We start from the raw sequence: 14,532 nt of genomic DNA on the forward strand, positions 1-14,532 counted from the left end.
CCGGTCGCCCCGTCGGATACGGGACGCTCACGCGAGGGCGGTCTGGACGCTGTCGAGGACGTCTCGCGCCGGACTCCGGTCCCGCGGCGGTACGCTCCCGTCGATGTACGACCGGAGCACCGACGTCAGGTACTCCAGTTGCTCGCAGTCGAAGTCCTTCCCCTCTTCGAGGCGGAAGAGGAGGGTGAGCGCCCGTTCGGCGTCGTTCCCCTCGTCCAGTTCTCGTTCCACGGTGTCGAGGAGTGCGGTGTGCAGGACCCAGGCCTCCTCGCGGTTCAAATCGAGCGTCGTCGGGCAGTCGTGTGCCGGAGCGGTCATTGTCTTACTCCGGGCGAAACTACACCCCGGACGGTATAAAGGTGTGTTTGGTATTAGCACACTGCGCACACTAGCGGCAACAGATGCGGTTCGTCGGGTAGGACGTCCGGTCTTCTCCCCCGAGGCGGAATCGGTCGTCTCGGCGGGAGATCAGTCGGCGTCCCGGGTGAAGTTCCGGAGGAGGCGGTCGCCGAACAGGAGCACGAACAGTGCGCCGAGGAGGTCGAACAGGAGGTCTTCGACGGTGTCGCGGCGACCGTAGTAGACGAGTACGGGTTCGATACCGAGGCGGTCCGACAACCGGTGGACCGCGTACTCCATGATCTCCCAGAGGAGGCCGCCGCCGACGATGGATGCGAGAACGTCTCGTCGGGGGTTACGTCCGAGATGGTCCGCGGCGACGTGGACGAACCCGCCGAGGAGCGTCGCAGAGAGGACGTGCGTGACGTGGTCCCACCACCACGTGTCGTCGTAGGGGCCGAGGATTCCGACGGCGTGCGCGAGCATCGAAATCTCCGTGTACACTCGCTGCCACGGCCGGAACTCGACGTCGAACAGGCGTTCGGCGACGCTCGGGAGGTAGGTCGCCGCGAACATGAGAACGGCGTTCACGACCGCGTCGGGGTCCCGTTGGCGAAGTCCCTCGACGAACACGGCGAGAGTCGCGCCCTTGATACCTCGCTCGGCCGTCTGCTCCGTCGGAGTTCGCGTCGGTTCCGTCATAGATGCGGCTCACCGAGACGAAGGGGGCCAGAACGGATAGGCGTGTGGTCCGTTTCGGACGAGAACCCCGTGTCGAGCGAACGGAGTTACTCGAAGGCGCGATGCCCGTCGCTAACTGCGATTCCACCGTATCGAGTGACCGAAGTCACTCGAAGGCTGCAATCCCAGTTAGATCCTCCCCTAACACGAGCGTGTGGATGTCGTGGGTGCCCTCGTACGTGTACACCGTCTCGACGTTCGCCAGGTGCCGCATCGGCGAGTAGTCCGTCGTGATGCCGTTGCCGCCCAGCATCTCTCGGGCGGTTCGCGTCACCTCGCGCGCCATGGCGACGTTGTGTCGCTTCGCCATCGAGACGTGTTGGGGGCGGAGTTCGCCCCGTTCTTTCAACTCCGCGAGGCGATACGCCATCAGTTGCCCGTTCGTGATCTGCGTCGCCATCTCGGCGAGTTTCTGCTGTTGTATCTGGAAGCGCGCGATGGGGCCGCCGAACTGCTCTCTGTCCTTCGCGTACTCGCGGGCCGCCTCGAACGCGTCCCGCGCCGCGCCGACGATACCCCACGAGATGCCGAACCGCGCCTGCGTGAGACAGGAGAGCGGTCCCTTCATCCCCTCGACGTTCGGGAGGACGTTCTCCTCGGGCACCCGAACGTCGTTGAGACCGATTTCGCCCGTGACCGACGCCCGCATCGAGAGTTTGTCGTGGATCGGGTTCGTCGTCACGCCGTCGCGGTCCGTCTCGACCAGAACGCCCCGGACGGGCGACCCCTCGGCGGAGACGTCCCGCGCCCAGACGACGGCCACGTCCGCGATGGGCGAGTTCGTTATCCACGTCTTCGACCCGTTCAGGACGTATCCGTCCGCGTCCTTCTCCGCCCGCGTCTCCATCCCCGCGGGGTTCGAACCGTGCTCGGGTTCGGTCAGACCGAAACAGCCCACCGCCTCCCCCCTGCCGAGGGCCGGAAGCCACCGCTCCTTCTGTTCTTCGGACCCGTAGGCGTGGATGGGGTACATGACGAGTGCGCCCTGCACGCTCGCCATCGAGCGAATCCCCGAGTCCCCGGCTTCGAGTTCCTGCATCAGGACGCCGTACGCCCTTTCGCCGACGCCCGGGAGGCCGTACCCGTCGATGGTCGGCGCGTAGAAGCCGAGTTCGCCCATCTTCGGTACGAGTTCCTCCGGGAACGTCCCCGCCTCGAAGTGGTCGCCGACGTCGGGTTTGACCTCCTCCTCGACGAACCGGCGCGCCTCGTCGCGTATCATGCGCTCTTCGGGCGTGAGGTCCGACTCCAATTCGAGATAATCGAGCATGAACGACTCTTGCGCGGTACGGCGACAAAAGCGTTCGCTCGCGTCCCGTCGGGCGACGAAAGCGGGGAGAAAGCCGCGTCAGACCGTCAGTTCGGCGTCCGGTTCCTCGGTGACGTCCGCGTCGACGTCCGCGTCCGCGGCGACGTGTTCGGCGTACGCCACGAAGTTGTCGAACAGTCGCTTCGCCTCGCAGGCCGCCTCGTAGTTCTCGGCGTCGATGCCCGCGACGACGGATTCGATTCGTTCCTCGGGGAGGTCCTTCCCCCGGGTGACGGATTCGGCCGTCTGCGGGTCGTACTCGGGGTGGAACTGGACGCCCCACGCGCGTCCCTTCCGGAAGGCGTGGACGCCGTAGTCGTTCTCCGCGACGAGTTCCGCCCCCGGCGGGAGTTCGACGACGGCGTCCGAGTGCGTCGTGAAGGCGGTGAACGTCTCGCCGATGCCCTCGAACAGGGCGTCGTCGCCGGAGTGCGCCACCTCGCGGTAGCCGAGTTCGTACTCGCCCATGCCCTCCACGCGGCCGCCGAGTGCGGTCGCGAGCACCTGATGGCCGTAACAGACGCCGAGCATCGGCAAGCCGGCGTCGTGGGCGTCGCTCACGTAGTCCACCAGCGGTTCTATCCAGTCTTCGTCCCAGTAGACGGACGACCGCGACCCGGTGACGACGACGCCGTCGAAGTCGAAGTCGTCCGGCAGTTCGCCGGCCGTCGCGTCGAACTCGGAGAGGTCGGCGTCGAGTTCGCGCCGGAAGTTGCGCCGCGTGTTCGGGTCGCGGTGCGACGCGTCGAGAAGTGCAAATCGGAGGCGAGAGTGGCCCGTACTCATCACTGCGTGCGAACGTTTCCCGCGAAGAAGTGTCTTGCGCACGTGGCGCGTCGTGCCGGTCTTCCAGACGCCGCCGCGCGGACCGGTGGCGCGTCGCCGACAGTCGCCGCCGAACCGACGGCGCTACCGCGGCGCCGACTGCTCGTCGAGGAAGCGCAGGAGTTCGTCGTTGACGACTTTCGACGCTTCGACGTGCGCGAGGTGGCCCGCGCCCTCGACGGGGACGAACTCGCCGCGGGGGAGGTCCGCGGCCAGTTCCTCGCCGCGTTCGACGGGCCAGACGGCGTCCTCGGCGCCGTGGACGACCAGCGCCGGGGCGGTGATCTCGTAGAGGTCGTCCGCCTCGAATCGCTCGACTGCGGCGGCCTGCGCCTCCCACGCCGCCCGCGAGGCGTCCTCCTCGGCGCGCCACTCGACGATCTGTTCGAACGCCTCGGGTTGCGCCCCGACGAATCGCTCCGAGACGGCGGCCCGGAGCGATCGGTCGAGGGCCGCCCGGTCGTCGGGCGCGCCGAAGAGGGGTTCGAGGTCCAGGCCGCCGTCGGACCCGTGGTCCGACGTGCTCCCGACCGCGTCGGGACCGCCCCCGGACGCGGCGGTGCCGAACAGGGCGAGACTCCGGACGCGCGAGGTGGACCGCGCTGCCCGCAAGGCGACCATGCCGCCGAGTCCCGCACCCACGACGTGCGCCTTCCGGACGCCGTGGTCAGCGAGGACGGTCACGAGGTCGTCTACGAGCGTTCCGACGGCGTACGGGCCGGGCGGCGCGTCGGACCGCCCAGTGCCGCGAAGGTCGAGGACGAGGCTCTCGTACGGTCCGGCGACGGCGGCGTGTTGCCACCCCCACTGCCACGCGCCGTAGCCGACGTCGCCGACGAAGGCGACCGTCTCGCCCTCGCCCTCGGCGTCGTAGTACAGGTCGACGCTCCCGTTCGATGCGGTTGGCATGGTCGTCACTCTCGGCGGCGGCGTCTTTACGGCACCGACGCGTCGAGCGTCGGAAGAAGAGACGACCGACGCTCGGGGGCCCCTACGCGTTCAGGACCGTCCGGAGGACGTCCGGGGCGGCGTCGAGCGTCTCGTCGAGTTCGTCCACGTTCGGGCCGCCGCCCTGCGCGAAGTCCGGCGGGCCGCCGCCGCCGCCGCCGACGCGGCCGGCGAGTTGGCCGACGACTTCGCCGGCGTTGATGCCGACGCCCTCGGGGACGCCGACGACGAACTGCGCGCTCCCGCCCGTGTCGGAGCCGAGAACGGCGACCTTTCCCTCGTCCACGATAGCGTTGGCCGTCGCGCGGAGTTCGTCGGCGTCGCCGTCGAGTCGTTGGACGACGGCGGGCGTGCCGTCGATGTCGACCTCCTCGGCCTCCGCGGCGGCGCGCGCCTCCGCGAGTTCCGTCTTCAGGCGGTCGATTGTCTTGCCCCGTTCCTTCCACTCGGTGAAGAACCGCTCGGCCGTCTCCGGCACGTCCTCGGGGTTGACGTCGAGGACGTCCGCCGCCTCGTAGAGGGCGTTCTCGGTGCGGTGGGTGGCGTCGATGGCGGCGTCGCCCGCGGCGAAGACGATGCGTTCGATGCCGTCCTGAACGGGTTCGGTGTTCAGAATCTTGATGGTCCCGATGTCGCCGGTGTACTTCACGTGCGTCCCGCCGCAGGCCTGCACGTCGTCGCCGACGGTGATGACGCGGATGTTCTGTCCCGGCGGGATGCCGCCCTGATACAGGTCGAAGCCGTACTGCTCTTCGGCCTCGTGGCGGTCCGGCCACTCCTGTTGCACCGGCACGTTCCGCATCACGATGTCGTTGGCGAGGCGTTCTATCTCCTCTACCTCCTCGCGGGAGATACGTTCGTAGTGCGTCACGTCGAAGCGCGCGCGGTCGGTCCCCTTCTGCGCGCCCGCCTGCCGGACGTGGTCGCCGAGAACCTCGCGCGTCGCGTGGCCGACGACGTGCGTCGCGGTGTGGTGCCGCATCAGGCGACGGCGGCGTTCCGAGTCGACCTTCCCGCGGACGAACTCGCCCTTCCCCGGGTCGCCGTCCGCGCGGTGGAGGACGACGCCGTCGGCTATCTGGACGTCCGTCACCTCCACCGTCGTGTCGTCCGAGGAGAGCGTCCCGTGGTCCGCGGGTTGACCCCCGCCCTCGGGGTAGAACATCGTCTGGTCTAAGACCACGTCGTAGCCGTCGTCGCGTTCGAAGACGTCCAAGACGACCGCCTCGAACTCCATCCGCTCTTGGTCGTCGTAGTAGAGACGCTCCGTCTCCGGCAGGTCGGCGATGCGTTCGTCGCGGGCGACGGCGTCTCGGGTGCCGCCCTCGCCCTCGTGGCGGTCGGCGACCAGCGAGTAGAAGTCGTCCGGCATGTCGACCGTCGCGCCGCGTTCGTCGGCTATCTCCTCGACCATGTCCGGTTGGATGCCGTGGGAGTCGTACAGTTCGATGAGTTCCTCCACGGGGATGGGGTCGCCGGACTCGGCGTACTCGTCGGCGAGGGTCTGCACCTTCCGCGTGCCGCGTTCGAGCGTCTCGCGGTACTTCCGCTCCTCCGTGCGGACGATGTCGCGGATGGTGTCGCGGTTCTCGTAGCCGAGGCGTTCGGCCTGCATGTCCACCAGTTCGTCGAGGGGCGCGTCGACGCCGACGTTGTCCACCAGGCGCTTGGTCCGCCGGAGGACCATCCGCGCGAGGTAGCCGGTGCCGACGTTCGAGGGGACGATGCCGTCGCCGAACATGTACGCGAGGGTGCGACAGTGGTCGGCGATGGCGTAGATGTCTTCGAGGGGACGGAGAAGCGCCGTCAGTTCCTCGGCGTCCACGTCGAGTTGCTCCGCGATATCGACGCGCGCCTCGTACACATCGTCCACCTCGTCGATGTCGAGGTAGCCGGAGAGTTTGGCGGCGCGGTGGACGAGTTCGCGTTCCTCCTCGGAGAGTTCGACGCCCGCGTTCTCCTTGAGGAACTCGATCATGTCGGGGTAGACGGCCTCGTAGACGGTGGGGGTCCCCTGCGACACCCACGTCCAGCGTTCGAGGCCGTAGCCGGTGTCGACGATGTAGGTGTCCATCGGCGAGTACCGGTTGCCGTCCTTCATCTCGTAGTCGCCCTCGGGGTCCTGTTCCATCGACATGAAGACGAGTGTCGCCAACTCGGCGCCGCGGTACAGAACCTCGAAGGCGGGGCCGGCGTTGCCGCCGCCGACCCACGGGTCCTCGATGTACGTTATCTCCGAGACGTCCGCGCCCATGTGCTCGAAGAACTGATCGCAGAGGCGGACCGTCTCGTCCTTCCAGTACACCTCGCCGGAGTAGGCGTACTCGTCGCCGACCTCCTCGCGGGCGTTGAACGCGTGGTGCGCCATCATCTCGAACGCCATCGTGTGCCGGCCCGTCTTGCCGACGTTGTCGATGTCCTGCATCCGGATGCAGGGCTGAGAGATGGTCAGCGGGTTCGCCGGCGGCGGCGTCTGACCGCTGGTGACGAGCGGTTGGAAGTCGTAGATGGACGCCTGCGTCAAGAGCACGTCGTCGCGCCAGCGGTTGGCCGCGACGGGGTACGGTTCGATGCGTTCGTGGCCGTGTTCCTCGAAGAACGAGAGGAACTCCTCCCGCATCTCTTCGAGCGTGTACTCCTCGTCGAAGCCGGGGTTGTCGATGAAGGTGTAATCGTCGGCGGGCGGTTCGCCGCAGGTCTCTCTGTCGGGGTCGCGCGTCCAGAAGTGGACGTCGGTCACCGGACACTGCTTCCGGTAGAACCCCTCCTCCTCGAAGTAGTCGAGGCGATACTCCTCTTCGAGTTCGCTCATTACCCGTGATTGGCCTACGACCGGGTAAAACAGTTCCGGGAACGCGGGGGTACGAGCGGGCGATTCCGGGCTTCTTTCCGCACCCGAAGAGGCGGAACGAGCCGCCTTCGCCGCCGTCTAGGTGGGGGCGCGTCCGGCCGACGCGTCGGACGCCGGCGACACGGCTAACCGGTCACCGCGCCTCTCACCGGTATGGAGACGCGCGAGGCGGCCCCCGGCCGGTCGATAGGCGAGTGGATAGCGTGGGTCGGGGTGTCGTTGCTGGCGGGCGTCGTCGGGAACGCCCTCTCGGGGGCGGCGGTTCGGACGTGGTACCCGACGCTCGCCGAACCGTGGTTCGCGCCCCCGGAGTGGGTGTTCGGGCCCGTCTGGATAACCCTGTACGTCCTGATGGGGACGGCGGCGTTCCTGGTGTCTCGGTCCGACGACGGCCGGACTCGCGTCGCACTCGCCGCCTTCTTCGTCCAACTGCTGTTGAACGCCGCGTGGTCGGGGGCGTTCTTCGGCCTCCGGTCGCCGGCGTTCGGACTCGTCGTCATCGTCCCTCTGCTCGTCGCCGTCGCCGCGACGACCGGACTGTTCGCCCGCATCGACCGACGGGCGGCGGCGCTGATGGTCCCGTACCTCCTGTGGACGGCGTTCGCCACCGCCCTCAACTACGGGTTCTGGGCGCTGAACTGACGGCGGTGTCCCCGTCGGGCGGGAGAGCGGAAGAAGAGAGAACGTAACGGAGCCTACTGCTCCGACGCGCCCGCGAGAGACGCCAGCAACGCTTCGAGTTGCACCTGTTCGTTCGCGCCCTCGGTGATTCGGTAGTCCGCTTCGCCGATACGTTCCATCAGGCGGACGGTCGCCCGTTCGTCCAGGTCGAAGTCCCAGACCGACCGGTGGAGTTGGTCGATGATGTCGCCGCCGGCCATCCCCGTGTCGACGAGGAGCGTCTCCAACTTCGACCGCGCGCCGAGGAAGTCGCCGTCGATGGCGGCGGTGACCATCTCCTCTATGTCCTCGGGGCGGGCCGTCGAGGTTATCATGTACACCGCCTCCTCGTCCACCACGTCGCCCGTCGTCGCGGCGGCCTGCAGGGAGTTGATGGCGCGGCGCATGTCGCCGCCCGCGGCGTAGACGAGGGCGTCGAGGCCGTCCTCGGTGAGTTCGATGTCCTCGTTCTCCGCGATGTCTTCGACCTGCGACCGGACGGCGTCGTCCGAGAGGGGCGAGAAGCGGAAGACGGCGCACCGCGACTGAATGGGGTCGATGATCTTCGAGGAGTAGTTACACGAGAGGATGAAGCGGGTGTTGTCGGAGAACTGCTCCATCGTCCGGCGGAGCGCGGACTGCGCGTCCGACGTGAGGGAGTCCGCCTCGTCTAAGAAGATGACGCGGTAGTCGTACCCGCCGAAGGAAGAGCGCGCGAAGTTCTTGATTCGGTCGCGCACCACGTCGATGCCGCGTTCGTCCGAGGCGTTCAGTTCGAGGAAGTTGCCGCGCCAGTCGTCGCCGTAGATGGCGCGCGCGATGGCCGTCGCGCACGTCGTCTTGCCGATACCCGCCGGTCCGGCGAAGAGCAGGTGGGGAAGGTCGTCCTGTTCGACGTAGGACTGCAGACGCCCCACGATGTCTTCCTGCCCGTACACGTCGTCCAGCGTCTGCGGGCGGTACTTCTCTATCCAGATCTCTCGGCCCGCCGGCGTGGCGTCGGACTCTGCGGCCTCGCTCATACGCGTCACACGGGCCCCCCGAGTGATAAAGAACCCGCGTTGCGCGCGACCGGCGAGCGAACGCGGAACGGACGGCGGACGCGGAGAGAAACCCTGAAACCCGCGGCGCGCCGACGCACGACCATGCAGGTGACCGTCGAAGTCGTCGGGGAGGAGACGCGCGAGGTGGAGGTGGGCGACGACGGAACGTACGCCGACCTGATCCGCGCGGTGGACCTCAGTCCCCACGAGGTGTCGGTCCTCGTAGACGGCTCTCCCGTCCCCGAGGACCAACCCGTCGAAGCGCCGGAAGTGAAGGTCCTCAGGCTCATCAAGGGCGGATGACGGTCCGACGCGACTACCCCACGAAAACGGGTTCCTCGGAGGTTAGCCGTAGTAGGCGAACGAGTCGCTCCGCCCGTCGCGGAGCGTCCACCCGGGACTCCCCGCCGTCGACGGTGCTCTCGTCGGCGTACTCTTCCGCGCAGAGGTCCGACCCGCGTCGAATCGACCGACCCTAACCGAGAGACCGACGGCGGTAGCGCGGCGACCGACAGCGAGGAGGCCGACCAACAGGACATCATCGCCTCCGGCGAGATCCCGGAGCGTCCGAGCCGTAGCTCGCTGTCGCTGTACTACTCCGAAGGCTCCAAGACCTACGGCTGGTCGGAGTGCTAACCCCGAGTTGAGCTGCGTTACGCTCGGTTTGTCTCCCGTTCTTCGTCGTTCGGGCCGGAGACGTTACAGTGGTCCATAGCGTACGCTTCGTTCGATTATGCGGCTAACCGGGGGAACGGAGGGATGGTCGCGTGGCGGTCGCCGGAGAGGCGTCCCCGACGTGCGAACGAGAGAGGTTGCGGAGCCGAGCAGTACGGATACGAACGACCGTGCTGTCAGGACGACGGAGACGAGCGTCCACACCGCCGAGACGAACGCCGTCGCCGAAGCGGACGACGCCGCCGGGGAGGTATCGGCGTGAGTCCGAGGAGAGATTCGCTCCGGCGCGGACTCCTGTTCGTCGGCGCCGGCGTGCTACTCGTCGCCATCGCGTTCGGAGGGAGTTGGGCACTCGCTCCCGATACGGATCGGATGTCCGAGTCCGCCGACGTGAACAACTCGTCGCTGCTGGTGGGCGTGCAGGGACCTGGGCCGAACGGAAACGTGACCGCGCTCGACGGTCGGGGGAACGTTAAGTGGAGCATCGGGAACATCATCAGTTACCAGAGCGTCCAGACGCTCGACAACGGCTCGGTGCTGACCACGTTCGCCGCGGGCGGCTACCAGGACTGCGGACGGTACCAGCCGCCGTGCAAGCGGACCGGCGTCCGGATCATCGAGCCGAATCCCCGCCCGGAAGTCGTCTACGAGTGGAGCTACCCGGTCCGGACCCGGAAGGACAGCGAGGTCCACGACGCGGAGATGATGCCCAACGGCAACGTGCTCGTGGCCGACATGGAGTGGGAGAGCATCTTCACCTACGACCCCGAGACGGGTGAACGGAACTGGACGTGGAACGCAAGCGACCACTACGAGGCTCCCGACGACCCGACGAAGGTCGACTGGCTCCACCTCAACGACGCCGACTACATCGGCGACGGCCGCTTCCTCGTCTCGATCCGCAACGAGAACCAGCTCCTGATCGTCGAGCGCGGGAAGGGCGTGGTCGAAGTGATAAACGAGGACGGCGACGAGGACGTGCTGAACCAGCAGCACAACCCGCAGTGGCTCGGCGACGGCGCGGTGGTGGTCGCCGACTCGGAGAACCACCGCGTGGTCGAGCTCCACAGGAACGAGACGACCGGCGAGTGGGAGGAGGCGTGGGCTGTCGCCAAGGCGGGCGGTGTCGCGTTCGACTGGCCGCGGGACGCCGACCGACTGCCGAACGGCAACACGCTGGTGACCGACAGCCGGAACAACCGCGTGGTCGAGATACGCGAGGACGGGAGCGTCGTGGCGAGTTACGGCGTCCCCTCGCTGCCGTACGAGGCCGACCGCGTGCCCCACGGCGAGGTGTCCGGCAAGGCCCCGCAGTCGATCCAGCCCTACGGCACCGAGCGGGAGACCGACCTCGGCCTGCTCGAGCGCAAGATCCCGATACTCTGGATGCTTCTGGCCGGCGCGCGAGAGATCGTCGCGCTCCCCTACTGGGTGTCGGAGATTCACGTGCTAGTCGTGGCCGTCGCGCTCGTCCTCTGGATTCGGGGCGGGCACCTGCTCGTGCGAGGCGGACTCGGTGGAAAACAGTGATCGCGCTGGCGGGGTGAGCTACCCCCGTGAGCGAGGACGGTGGCGAGCGACGGGGCGGCCGACCTGTCCGATGTGCGAGGAGCCGATGTACCACCGCCACTGCAAGTACGTCCGTCCCCAGCACGGCGTGGCCTACGACTGTTCGGACACCTTCTACTGACTACTTCATCGTCACCCACGCCGGGAACGCGCGAGGGGATTTAACCCGACGCGGGGGCGAACGTCGGTCGATGAACCTCGCGGTGCGGGAGGCGACGCCCAACGACGAGGCGGACGCGATGTTCCTCCTCGACGGCGCGATGCTCGAAGCAGACGCCGAGACGGTCCGCCGCCGAATCGAGTCCGGGTCGGTGCTGGTCGCGGAGAGCGGGGACGACGGCCGTCTCGTCGGCGTCTGCGTCCTCAACGGGACGGAGATAGCGCAAATTGCCGTCCGTCGGCAGCGTCGCGGCCGGGGCGTCGGGAGCGAACTCGTGGCGGCGGCCGACGCGCGGGTCGACGGGACGGTGACCGCCGAGTTCGGCGACCGAGTGCGGCCGTTCTACGAGTCGCTCGGATTCGAGATACGGGAGACGGAGAACGAGGGGCGCTTCCGGGGCGTCCTCAGATGAGCGGTTCGACCAGTTCGCGGCCCGCCTCGAGCAAGGTATCGACGTCCTCCCGACTCGACGCCTCGGCGTAGACGCGCATCATCGGTTCCGTCCCCGAGGGGCGGACCAGAAGCCACGACCCGTCCTCGAGGAGGAGCTTGAAGCCGTCGAGCGTGACGACTTTGGCGATGTCGCGGCCGGCGACCTGTTCGGGGAGTTCGTCGTCTAAGTCCTCGATGACCCGTTCCTTCTCGGAGTCCGGGCACTCTAAGCCTATCTTGTCGGCGACGATGTCGCCGTGTTCGTCGAGGAGGCGGTCCACGCGTTCGTCCATCGGTTCGGCCGCCGTCGCCGCCGCGCCGAGGAGTCCCATGAGGACGCCGTCCTTCTCGCGGACGTGCCCGCGGACGGAGAACCCGCCCGATTCCTCGCCGCCCATCAGGGCGTCGTGCTCCTTCATCGCGTCGGCGACCCACTTGAATCCGACCGGCGTCTCGAACACCTCTTCGCCGTGCGCCTCCGCGATGCGGTCGATGAGGAACGTCGTCGAGACGGTGCGGATGGCGGGGCCGCTATCCGATTCGAGGAGGTAGTCGTAGGCCGCGGCGAAGAAGAGGTTCTCGTCCAAGTGGCCGCGTTCGGGGGTGACGAACGCCACGCGGTCGGAGTCGCCGTCGTTCGCGACGCCCAAGTCGGCGTCCTCCTCGCGGACGGTTTCGACCAACCGTTCGAGGTTCTCGGCGCTCGGTTCCGGCGGGCTTCCGCCGAAGTCGGGGTCCTGTTCGTCGCGGATGCTGATGACCTCCGCGCCCGCCGATTCGAGGAGGGCGTCCGTGACGCCGCGGCCCGATCCGTGCATGGCGTCGTAGACGACGGTGAGACCCGAGAGGTCGGCGTCCACGAGTTCGCGCGCGTGTTCCGCGTGCGGCGTGACGATGTCCACCTCCTCTATCGTCCCGCGTTCCGCCTCCGGGAGGAGGTCAGGTTCCGCGAGGCGTTCGACGATGGCCTCCGTCACCTCCGGGAGGGCGGGCGCGCCGTCGGCGGGGATGAACTTCACGCCGTTGTACTCCGCGGGGTTGTGCGACGCCGTGACCATCATCGCGCCCGAGAGGTCGCGGTCAACGATGGCGTAGGCGACGAGGGGCGTCGGTCGGTCGCGGTCCGGGAGCAGAACGTCGAAGCCGTTCCCGGCGAGGACCTCCGCCAGCGATTCGGCGAACCCGGGTGAGGACTCGCGGGCGTCGTACCCGACGAACACCGGCGCGTCGTACCCCTCCTCGGAGAGGTAGTCGGCGACGGCCTGTCCGACGATGCGGAGACGGTCGTCGGTGAACGTGTCGAGGGTGGCGCGCCACCCGTCGGTTCCGAAAGATATCTCGTCCATACGTGAACGTCTTCGGCGTCCGTCAAAAAGGTACGGCGCGGCGACGGGTAGACGCGCCCTACGGAGTGCCGACGGGCTTTTCAGCCGATGGGCCTAGTTCGCTAGCGATGACGAAGGTTATCGCCGTCTGCGGAAGCAGGCGCGACGGCAGTCACACCCTGAAAGCCCTCCGCGTCGTCCTCGACGCCGCCCGCGCGGCGGGCGCGGAGACCGAGATGATAGACCTCGGCGCGGCGGATTTACCCCTCTATCACCCCGACGAGGACGAACAGGGGGAGTCCGCCCGCTTGACCCGAAAGGTCCGCGACGCCGACGGCGTGATCCTCGGCTCTCCGGTGTACCACGGGTCGTACTCCTCGACGTTCCGCAACTTCCACGACTACTGCAGTTTCGACGACTACGAGGACACCGCCGTCGGGTTAGTCGCCGTCGCGGGCGGCGGGTCCTACGGCGCGACGCTCGAACACATGCGAAGTACCGTCCGAGGCGTCCACGGGTACGTCGTCCCCCAGCAGGTCGGAATCAGGAAGGGGTACGAGAAGTTCCAGGGCGGCGAACTCGTCGACGAGGACATCGAAGAGCGACTCGTCTCCCTCGGCGAGTCCGTCGTCGAACACGCGGCCAAACTCGACTGCGAACCGCCCGTCCTCGCGGAGTCGGACTGACCGCCTCGCAGGGGGTGCGGACCGCCGCCGGTCGAACCGCGGAGTCAGAAGAAGGCGGTGACCGACGCGGAATCTACCGCAGACGCCGACGCGAACGCGGACCGGACGCGCGGCCCCACCACCGACCTCCCCGACCGGACGCCCGACCACGTGACGAAGGTTCACGTCACCGTCCGGCAGTTCCTGAACGGTGAACTCGGCGGTGCCATCGGCGGCATCGTCGGCGGTTTCGCCGCGTAGAATCGGTCGTACCGTAGCCCTTCCCCCGGTCGTTTTCCTAGCCGTCTAATCCGACCAGTCGTTCCTTTCGTCGCCGCGAGAACTGCTTGACCTCGTACTCCCGGGACATCGCCTCGGACTTCGAGTCGAACGATTCGACGTGGACGAGTTCGACCGGCGTCCGGCCGCGGGTGTACTTCGCGCCCTCGCCCGCGTCGTGTTCGGCGACGCGGCGTTCGACGTCGGTCGTGTAGCCCGTGTACAACGACCCGTCGGCGCACCGGAGGACGTAGACGTAGTGTTCCGACACGGCGAGACGGTCCGCGCCGGACGGTGAAAGTTCGCTCGGTCCGACGGGTTCGGCTCGGTCGTCTGGTCCGCGCGTCGGAGGCTTAGTCGCCGTACGAGAACTCCGTGCCGCCGCACTTCGGGCACGCGTCGTTCCCGATGGGTTTCGGCTCCATCGACCGGATGCCGAGGAGGGTGACGCCGCAGGAGTCGCAGACGACGTTCACCGGCATCGGCCGGACGGGTTCGGCGGCGTCTGCTCGGCGTCGGTTCGACGAGGGGAGGAGGCTCCGCTCATACCTCGTCAACCGACCCTAAGGGGGGCTCTCCGGTCCTCGCGGAGAGGTTGAGTAGTTCCACCTCGTGGCTCCGCGACGCGTGGCGGGTGAAGAACGCCTGCGCGTCGTCGTAGTCTTCGAAGATAACCTCCTCCGTGCAGTCGCGGCACGCACATCGGTACAT

Annotated in this window: 19 protein-coding genes; 8 read left to right on the top strand and 11 right to left on the bottom strand. The window is 67.8% G+C overall.

All coding sequences use genetic code 11. The features are described from left to right. Positions 1 to 27: 27 nt before the first annotated feature. From ACFQEV_RS18160 to alaS, 6 genes are all read right to left on the bottom strand, one after another. Entirely contained in the window at positions 28 to 318 is a 291-nt protein-coding gene (locus tag ACFQEV_RS18160; RefSeq protein WP_092538296.1) for a DUF7853 family protein, read from the bottom strand. A gap of 150 nt (positions 319 to 468) precedes the next feature. Further along, positions 469 to 1,041, bottom strand: coding sequence for a DUF2238 domain-containing protein (locus tag ACFQEV_RS18165; RefSeq protein ID WP_379699079.1), 573 nt, complete (start codon positions 1,039 to 1,041; stop codon positions 469 to 471). A 145-nt stretch (positions 1,042 to 1,186) separates the two neighbouring features. Continuing rightward, positions 1,187 to 2,350, bottom strand: coding sequence for an acyl-CoA dehydrogenase family protein (locus ACFQEV_RS18170; protein WP_379699081.1), 1,164 nt, complete (start codon positions 2,348 to 2,350; stop codon positions 1,187 to 1,189). A gap of 78 nt (positions 2,351 to 2,428) precedes the next feature. Next, entirely contained in the window at positions 2,429 to 3,175 is a 747-nt protein-coding gene (locus tag ACFQEV_RS18175; RefSeq protein ID WP_379699083.1) for a type 1 glutamine amidotransferase, read from the bottom strand. Positions 3,176 to 3,298: 123 nt separating this feature from the next. After that, a complete protein-coding gene (locus ACFQEV_RS18180) occupies positions 3,299 to 4,123 on the bottom strand; it encodes an alpha/beta fold hydrolase (protein WP_379699085.1) in 825 nt (274 codons plus the stop codon). 82 nt (positions 4,124 to 4,205) lie between these two features. Then, on the bottom strand, positions 4,206 to 6,974 hold the full coding sequence (gene alaS / locus ACFQEV_RS18185) for an alanine--tRNA ligase (protein WP_379699087.1): 2,769 nt from the start codon (positions 6,972 to 6,974) through the stop codon (positions 4,206 to 4,208). Positions 6,975 to 7,166: 192 nt separating this feature from the next. Between alaS and ACFQEV_RS18190 the strand changes: the two genes are divergently transcribed. Beyond that, complete coding sequence (locus tag ACFQEV_RS18190) at positions 7,167 to 7,655, top strand: TspO/MBR family protein (protein ID WP_379699089.1); 489 nt, start codon at positions 7,167 to 7,169, stop codon at positions 7,653 to 7,655. Positions 7,656 to 7,708: 53 nt separating this feature from the next. Here the strand turns inward: ACFQEV_RS18190 and ACFQEV_RS18195 are convergent, their stop codons facing one another. Then, positions 7,709 to 8,695, bottom strand: coding sequence for a replication factor C small subunit (locus tag ACFQEV_RS18195; protein ID WP_379699091.1), 987 nt, complete (start codon positions 8,693 to 8,695; stop codon positions 7,709 to 7,711). Positions 8,696 to 8,818: 123 nt separating this feature from the next. Between ACFQEV_RS18195 and samp2 the strand changes: the two genes are divergently transcribed. The 5 genes from samp2 to ACFQEV_RS18220 all read left to right on the top strand — a co-directional run bounded on the left by samp2 (position 8,819) and on the right by ACFQEV_RS18220 (position 11,532). Beyond that, a complete protein-coding gene (gene samp2 / locus ACFQEV_RS18200) occupies positions 8,819 to 9,019 on the top strand; it encodes a ubiquitin-like small modifier protein SAMP2 (RefSeq protein WP_379699093.1) in 201 nt (66 codons plus the stop codon). Positions 9,020 to 9,512: 493 nt separating this feature from the next. Further along, entirely contained in the window at positions 9,513 to 9,653 is a 141-nt protein-coding gene (locus tag ACFQEV_RS18205) for a hypothetical protein (RefSeq protein ID WP_379699095.1), read from the top strand. Beyond that, positions 9,650 to 10,921 carry an aryl-sulfate sulfotransferase gene (locus ACFQEV_RS18210; protein ID WP_379699097.1) on the top strand — a complete coding sequence of 424 codons (1,272 nt, stop codon included), beginning with the start codon at positions 9,650 to 9,652 and terminating at the stop codon, positions 10,919 to 10,921. The genes ACFQEV_RS18205 and ACFQEV_RS18210 overlap by 4 nt, the downstream gene beginning before the upstream one ends. Positions 10,922 to 10,991: 70 nt before the next feature. Continuing rightward, positions 10,992 to 11,081: an HVO_2523 family zinc finger protein gene (locus ACFQEV_RS18215; protein ID WP_379699937.1), complete on the top strand. Its 90-nt coding sequence runs from the start codon at positions 10,992 to 10,994 to the stop codon at positions 11,079 to 11,081. Positions 11,082 to 11,151: 70 nt separating this feature from the next. After that, positions 11,152 to 11,532 (top strand): GNAT family N-acetyltransferase, encoded by a 381-nt coding sequence (locus ACFQEV_RS18220; protein ID WP_379699099.1) that lies wholly within the window; start codon positions 11,152 to 11,154, stop codon positions 11,530 to 11,532. Here ACFQEV_RS18220 and ACFQEV_RS18225 read toward each other — a convergent pair. Beyond that, positions 11,525 to 12,898 carry a phosphoglucomutase/phosphomannomutase family protein gene (locus ACFQEV_RS18225; RefSeq protein WP_379699101.1) on the bottom strand — a complete coding sequence of 458 codons (1,374 nt, stop codon included), beginning with the start codon at positions 12,896 to 12,898 and terminating at the stop codon, positions 11,525 to 11,527. The two genes, ACFQEV_RS18220 and ACFQEV_RS18225, sit on opposite strands and share 8 nt — an antisense overlap. Before the next feature lie 107 nt (positions 12,899 to 13,005). On the opposite strand from ACFQEV_RS18225, the gene ACFQEV_RS18230 reads away from it, so the two are divergent. Continuing rightward, on the top strand, positions 13,006 to 13,563 hold the full coding sequence (locus ACFQEV_RS18230; protein ID WP_379699103.1) for an NADPH-dependent FMN reductase: 558 nt from the start codon (positions 13,006 to 13,008) through the stop codon (positions 13,561 to 13,563). A gap of 57 nt (positions 13,564 to 13,620) precedes the next feature. Further along, positions 13,621 to 13,803, top strand: coding sequence for a hypothetical protein (locus tag ACFQEV_RS18235; protein ID WP_379699105.1), 183 nt, complete (start codon positions 13,621 to 13,623; stop codon positions 13,801 to 13,803). Between the two features lie 37 nt (positions 13,804 to 13,840). On the opposite strand, the gene ACFQEV_RS18240 is transcribed toward ACFQEV_RS18235, so the two are convergent. From ACFQEV_RS18240 to ACFQEV_RS18250, 3 genes are all read right to left on the bottom strand, one after another. Then, complete coding sequence (locus ACFQEV_RS18240; RefSeq protein WP_379699107.1) at positions 13,841 to 14,092, bottom strand: GIY-YIG nuclease family protein; 252 nt, start codon at positions 14,090 to 14,092, stop codon at positions 13,841 to 13,843. A gap of 82 nt (positions 14,093 to 14,174) precedes the next feature. Beyond that, positions 14,175 to 14,378: a zinc ribbon-containing protein gene (locus tag ACFQEV_RS18245; protein ID WP_379699109.1), complete on the bottom strand. Its 204-nt coding sequence runs from the start codon at positions 14,376 to 14,378 to the stop codon at positions 14,175 to 14,177. Next, on the bottom strand, positions 14,365 to 14,532 hold the full coding sequence (locus tag ACFQEV_RS18250; RefSeq protein ID WP_379699111.1) for a hypothetical protein: 168 nt from the start codon (positions 14,530 to 14,532) through the stop codon (positions 14,365 to 14,367). The genes ACFQEV_RS18245 and ACFQEV_RS18250 overlap by 14 nt, the downstream gene beginning before the upstream one ends.

Origin of the sequence: Halopelagius fulvigenes (assembly GCF_042662625.1) — an archaeon.
Lineage (GTDB): Archaea > Halobacteriota > Halobacteria > Halobacteriales > Haloferacaceae > Halopelagius > Halopelagius fulvigenes.

Bases quoted from the DNA above. Each gene is read 5' to 3' on its own strand.
- ACFQEV_RS18160 (WP_092538296.1), bottom strand. From the start codon at position 318: ATGACCGCTCCGGCACACGACTGCCCGACGACGCTCGATTTGAACCGC.
- ACFQEV_RS18165 (WP_379699079.1), bottom strand. From the start codon at position 1,041: ATGACGGAACCGACGCGAACTCCGACGGAGCAGACGGCCGAGCGAGGT.
- ACFQEV_RS18170 (WP_379699081.1), bottom strand. From the start codon at position 2,350: ATGCTCGATTATCTCGAATTGGAGTCGGACCTCACGCCCGAAGAGCGC.
- ACFQEV_RS18175 (WP_379699083.1), bottom strand. From the start codon at position 3,175: ATGAGTACGGGCCACTCTCGCCTCCGATTTGCACTTCTCGACGCGTCG.
- ACFQEV_RS18180 (WP_379699085.1), bottom strand. From the start codon at position 4,123: ATGCCAACCGCATCGAACGGGAGCGTCGACCTGTACTACGACGCCGAG.
- alaS (WP_379699087.1), bottom strand. From the start codon at position 6,974: ATGAGCGAACTCGAAGAGGAGTATCGCCTCGACTACTTCGAGGAGGAG.
- ACFQEV_RS18190 (WP_379699089.1), top strand. From the start codon at position 7,167: ATGGAGACGCGCGAGGCGGCCCCCGGCCGGTCGATAGGCGAGTGGATA.
- ACFQEV_RS18195 (WP_379699091.1), bottom strand. From the start codon at position 8,695: ATGAGCGAGGCCGCAGAGTCCGACGCCACGCCGGCGGGCCGAGAGATC.
- samp2 (WP_379699093.1), top strand. From the start codon at position 8,819: ATGCAGGTGACCGTCGAAGTCGTCGGGGAGGAGACGCGCGAGGTGGAG.
- ACFQEV_RS18215 (WP_379699937.1), top strand. From the start codon at position 10,992: ATGTGCGAGGAGCCGATGTACCACCGCCACTGCAAGTACGTCCGTCCC.
- ACFQEV_RS18220 (WP_379699099.1), top strand. From the start codon at position 11,152: ATGAACCTCGCGGTGCGGGAGGCGACGCCCAACGACGAGGCGGACGCG.
- ACFQEV_RS18225 (WP_379699101.1), bottom strand. From the start codon at position 12,898: ATGGACGAGATATCTTTCGGAACCGACGGGTGGCGCGCCACCCTCGAC.
- ACFQEV_RS18230 (WP_379699103.1), top strand. From the start codon at position 13,006: ATGACGAAGGTTATCGCCGTCTGCGGAAGCAGGCGCGACGGCAGTCAC.
- ACFQEV_RS18250 (WP_379699111.1), bottom strand. From the start codon at position 14,532: ATGTACCGATGTGCGTGCCGCGACTGCACGGAGGAGGTTATCTTCGAA.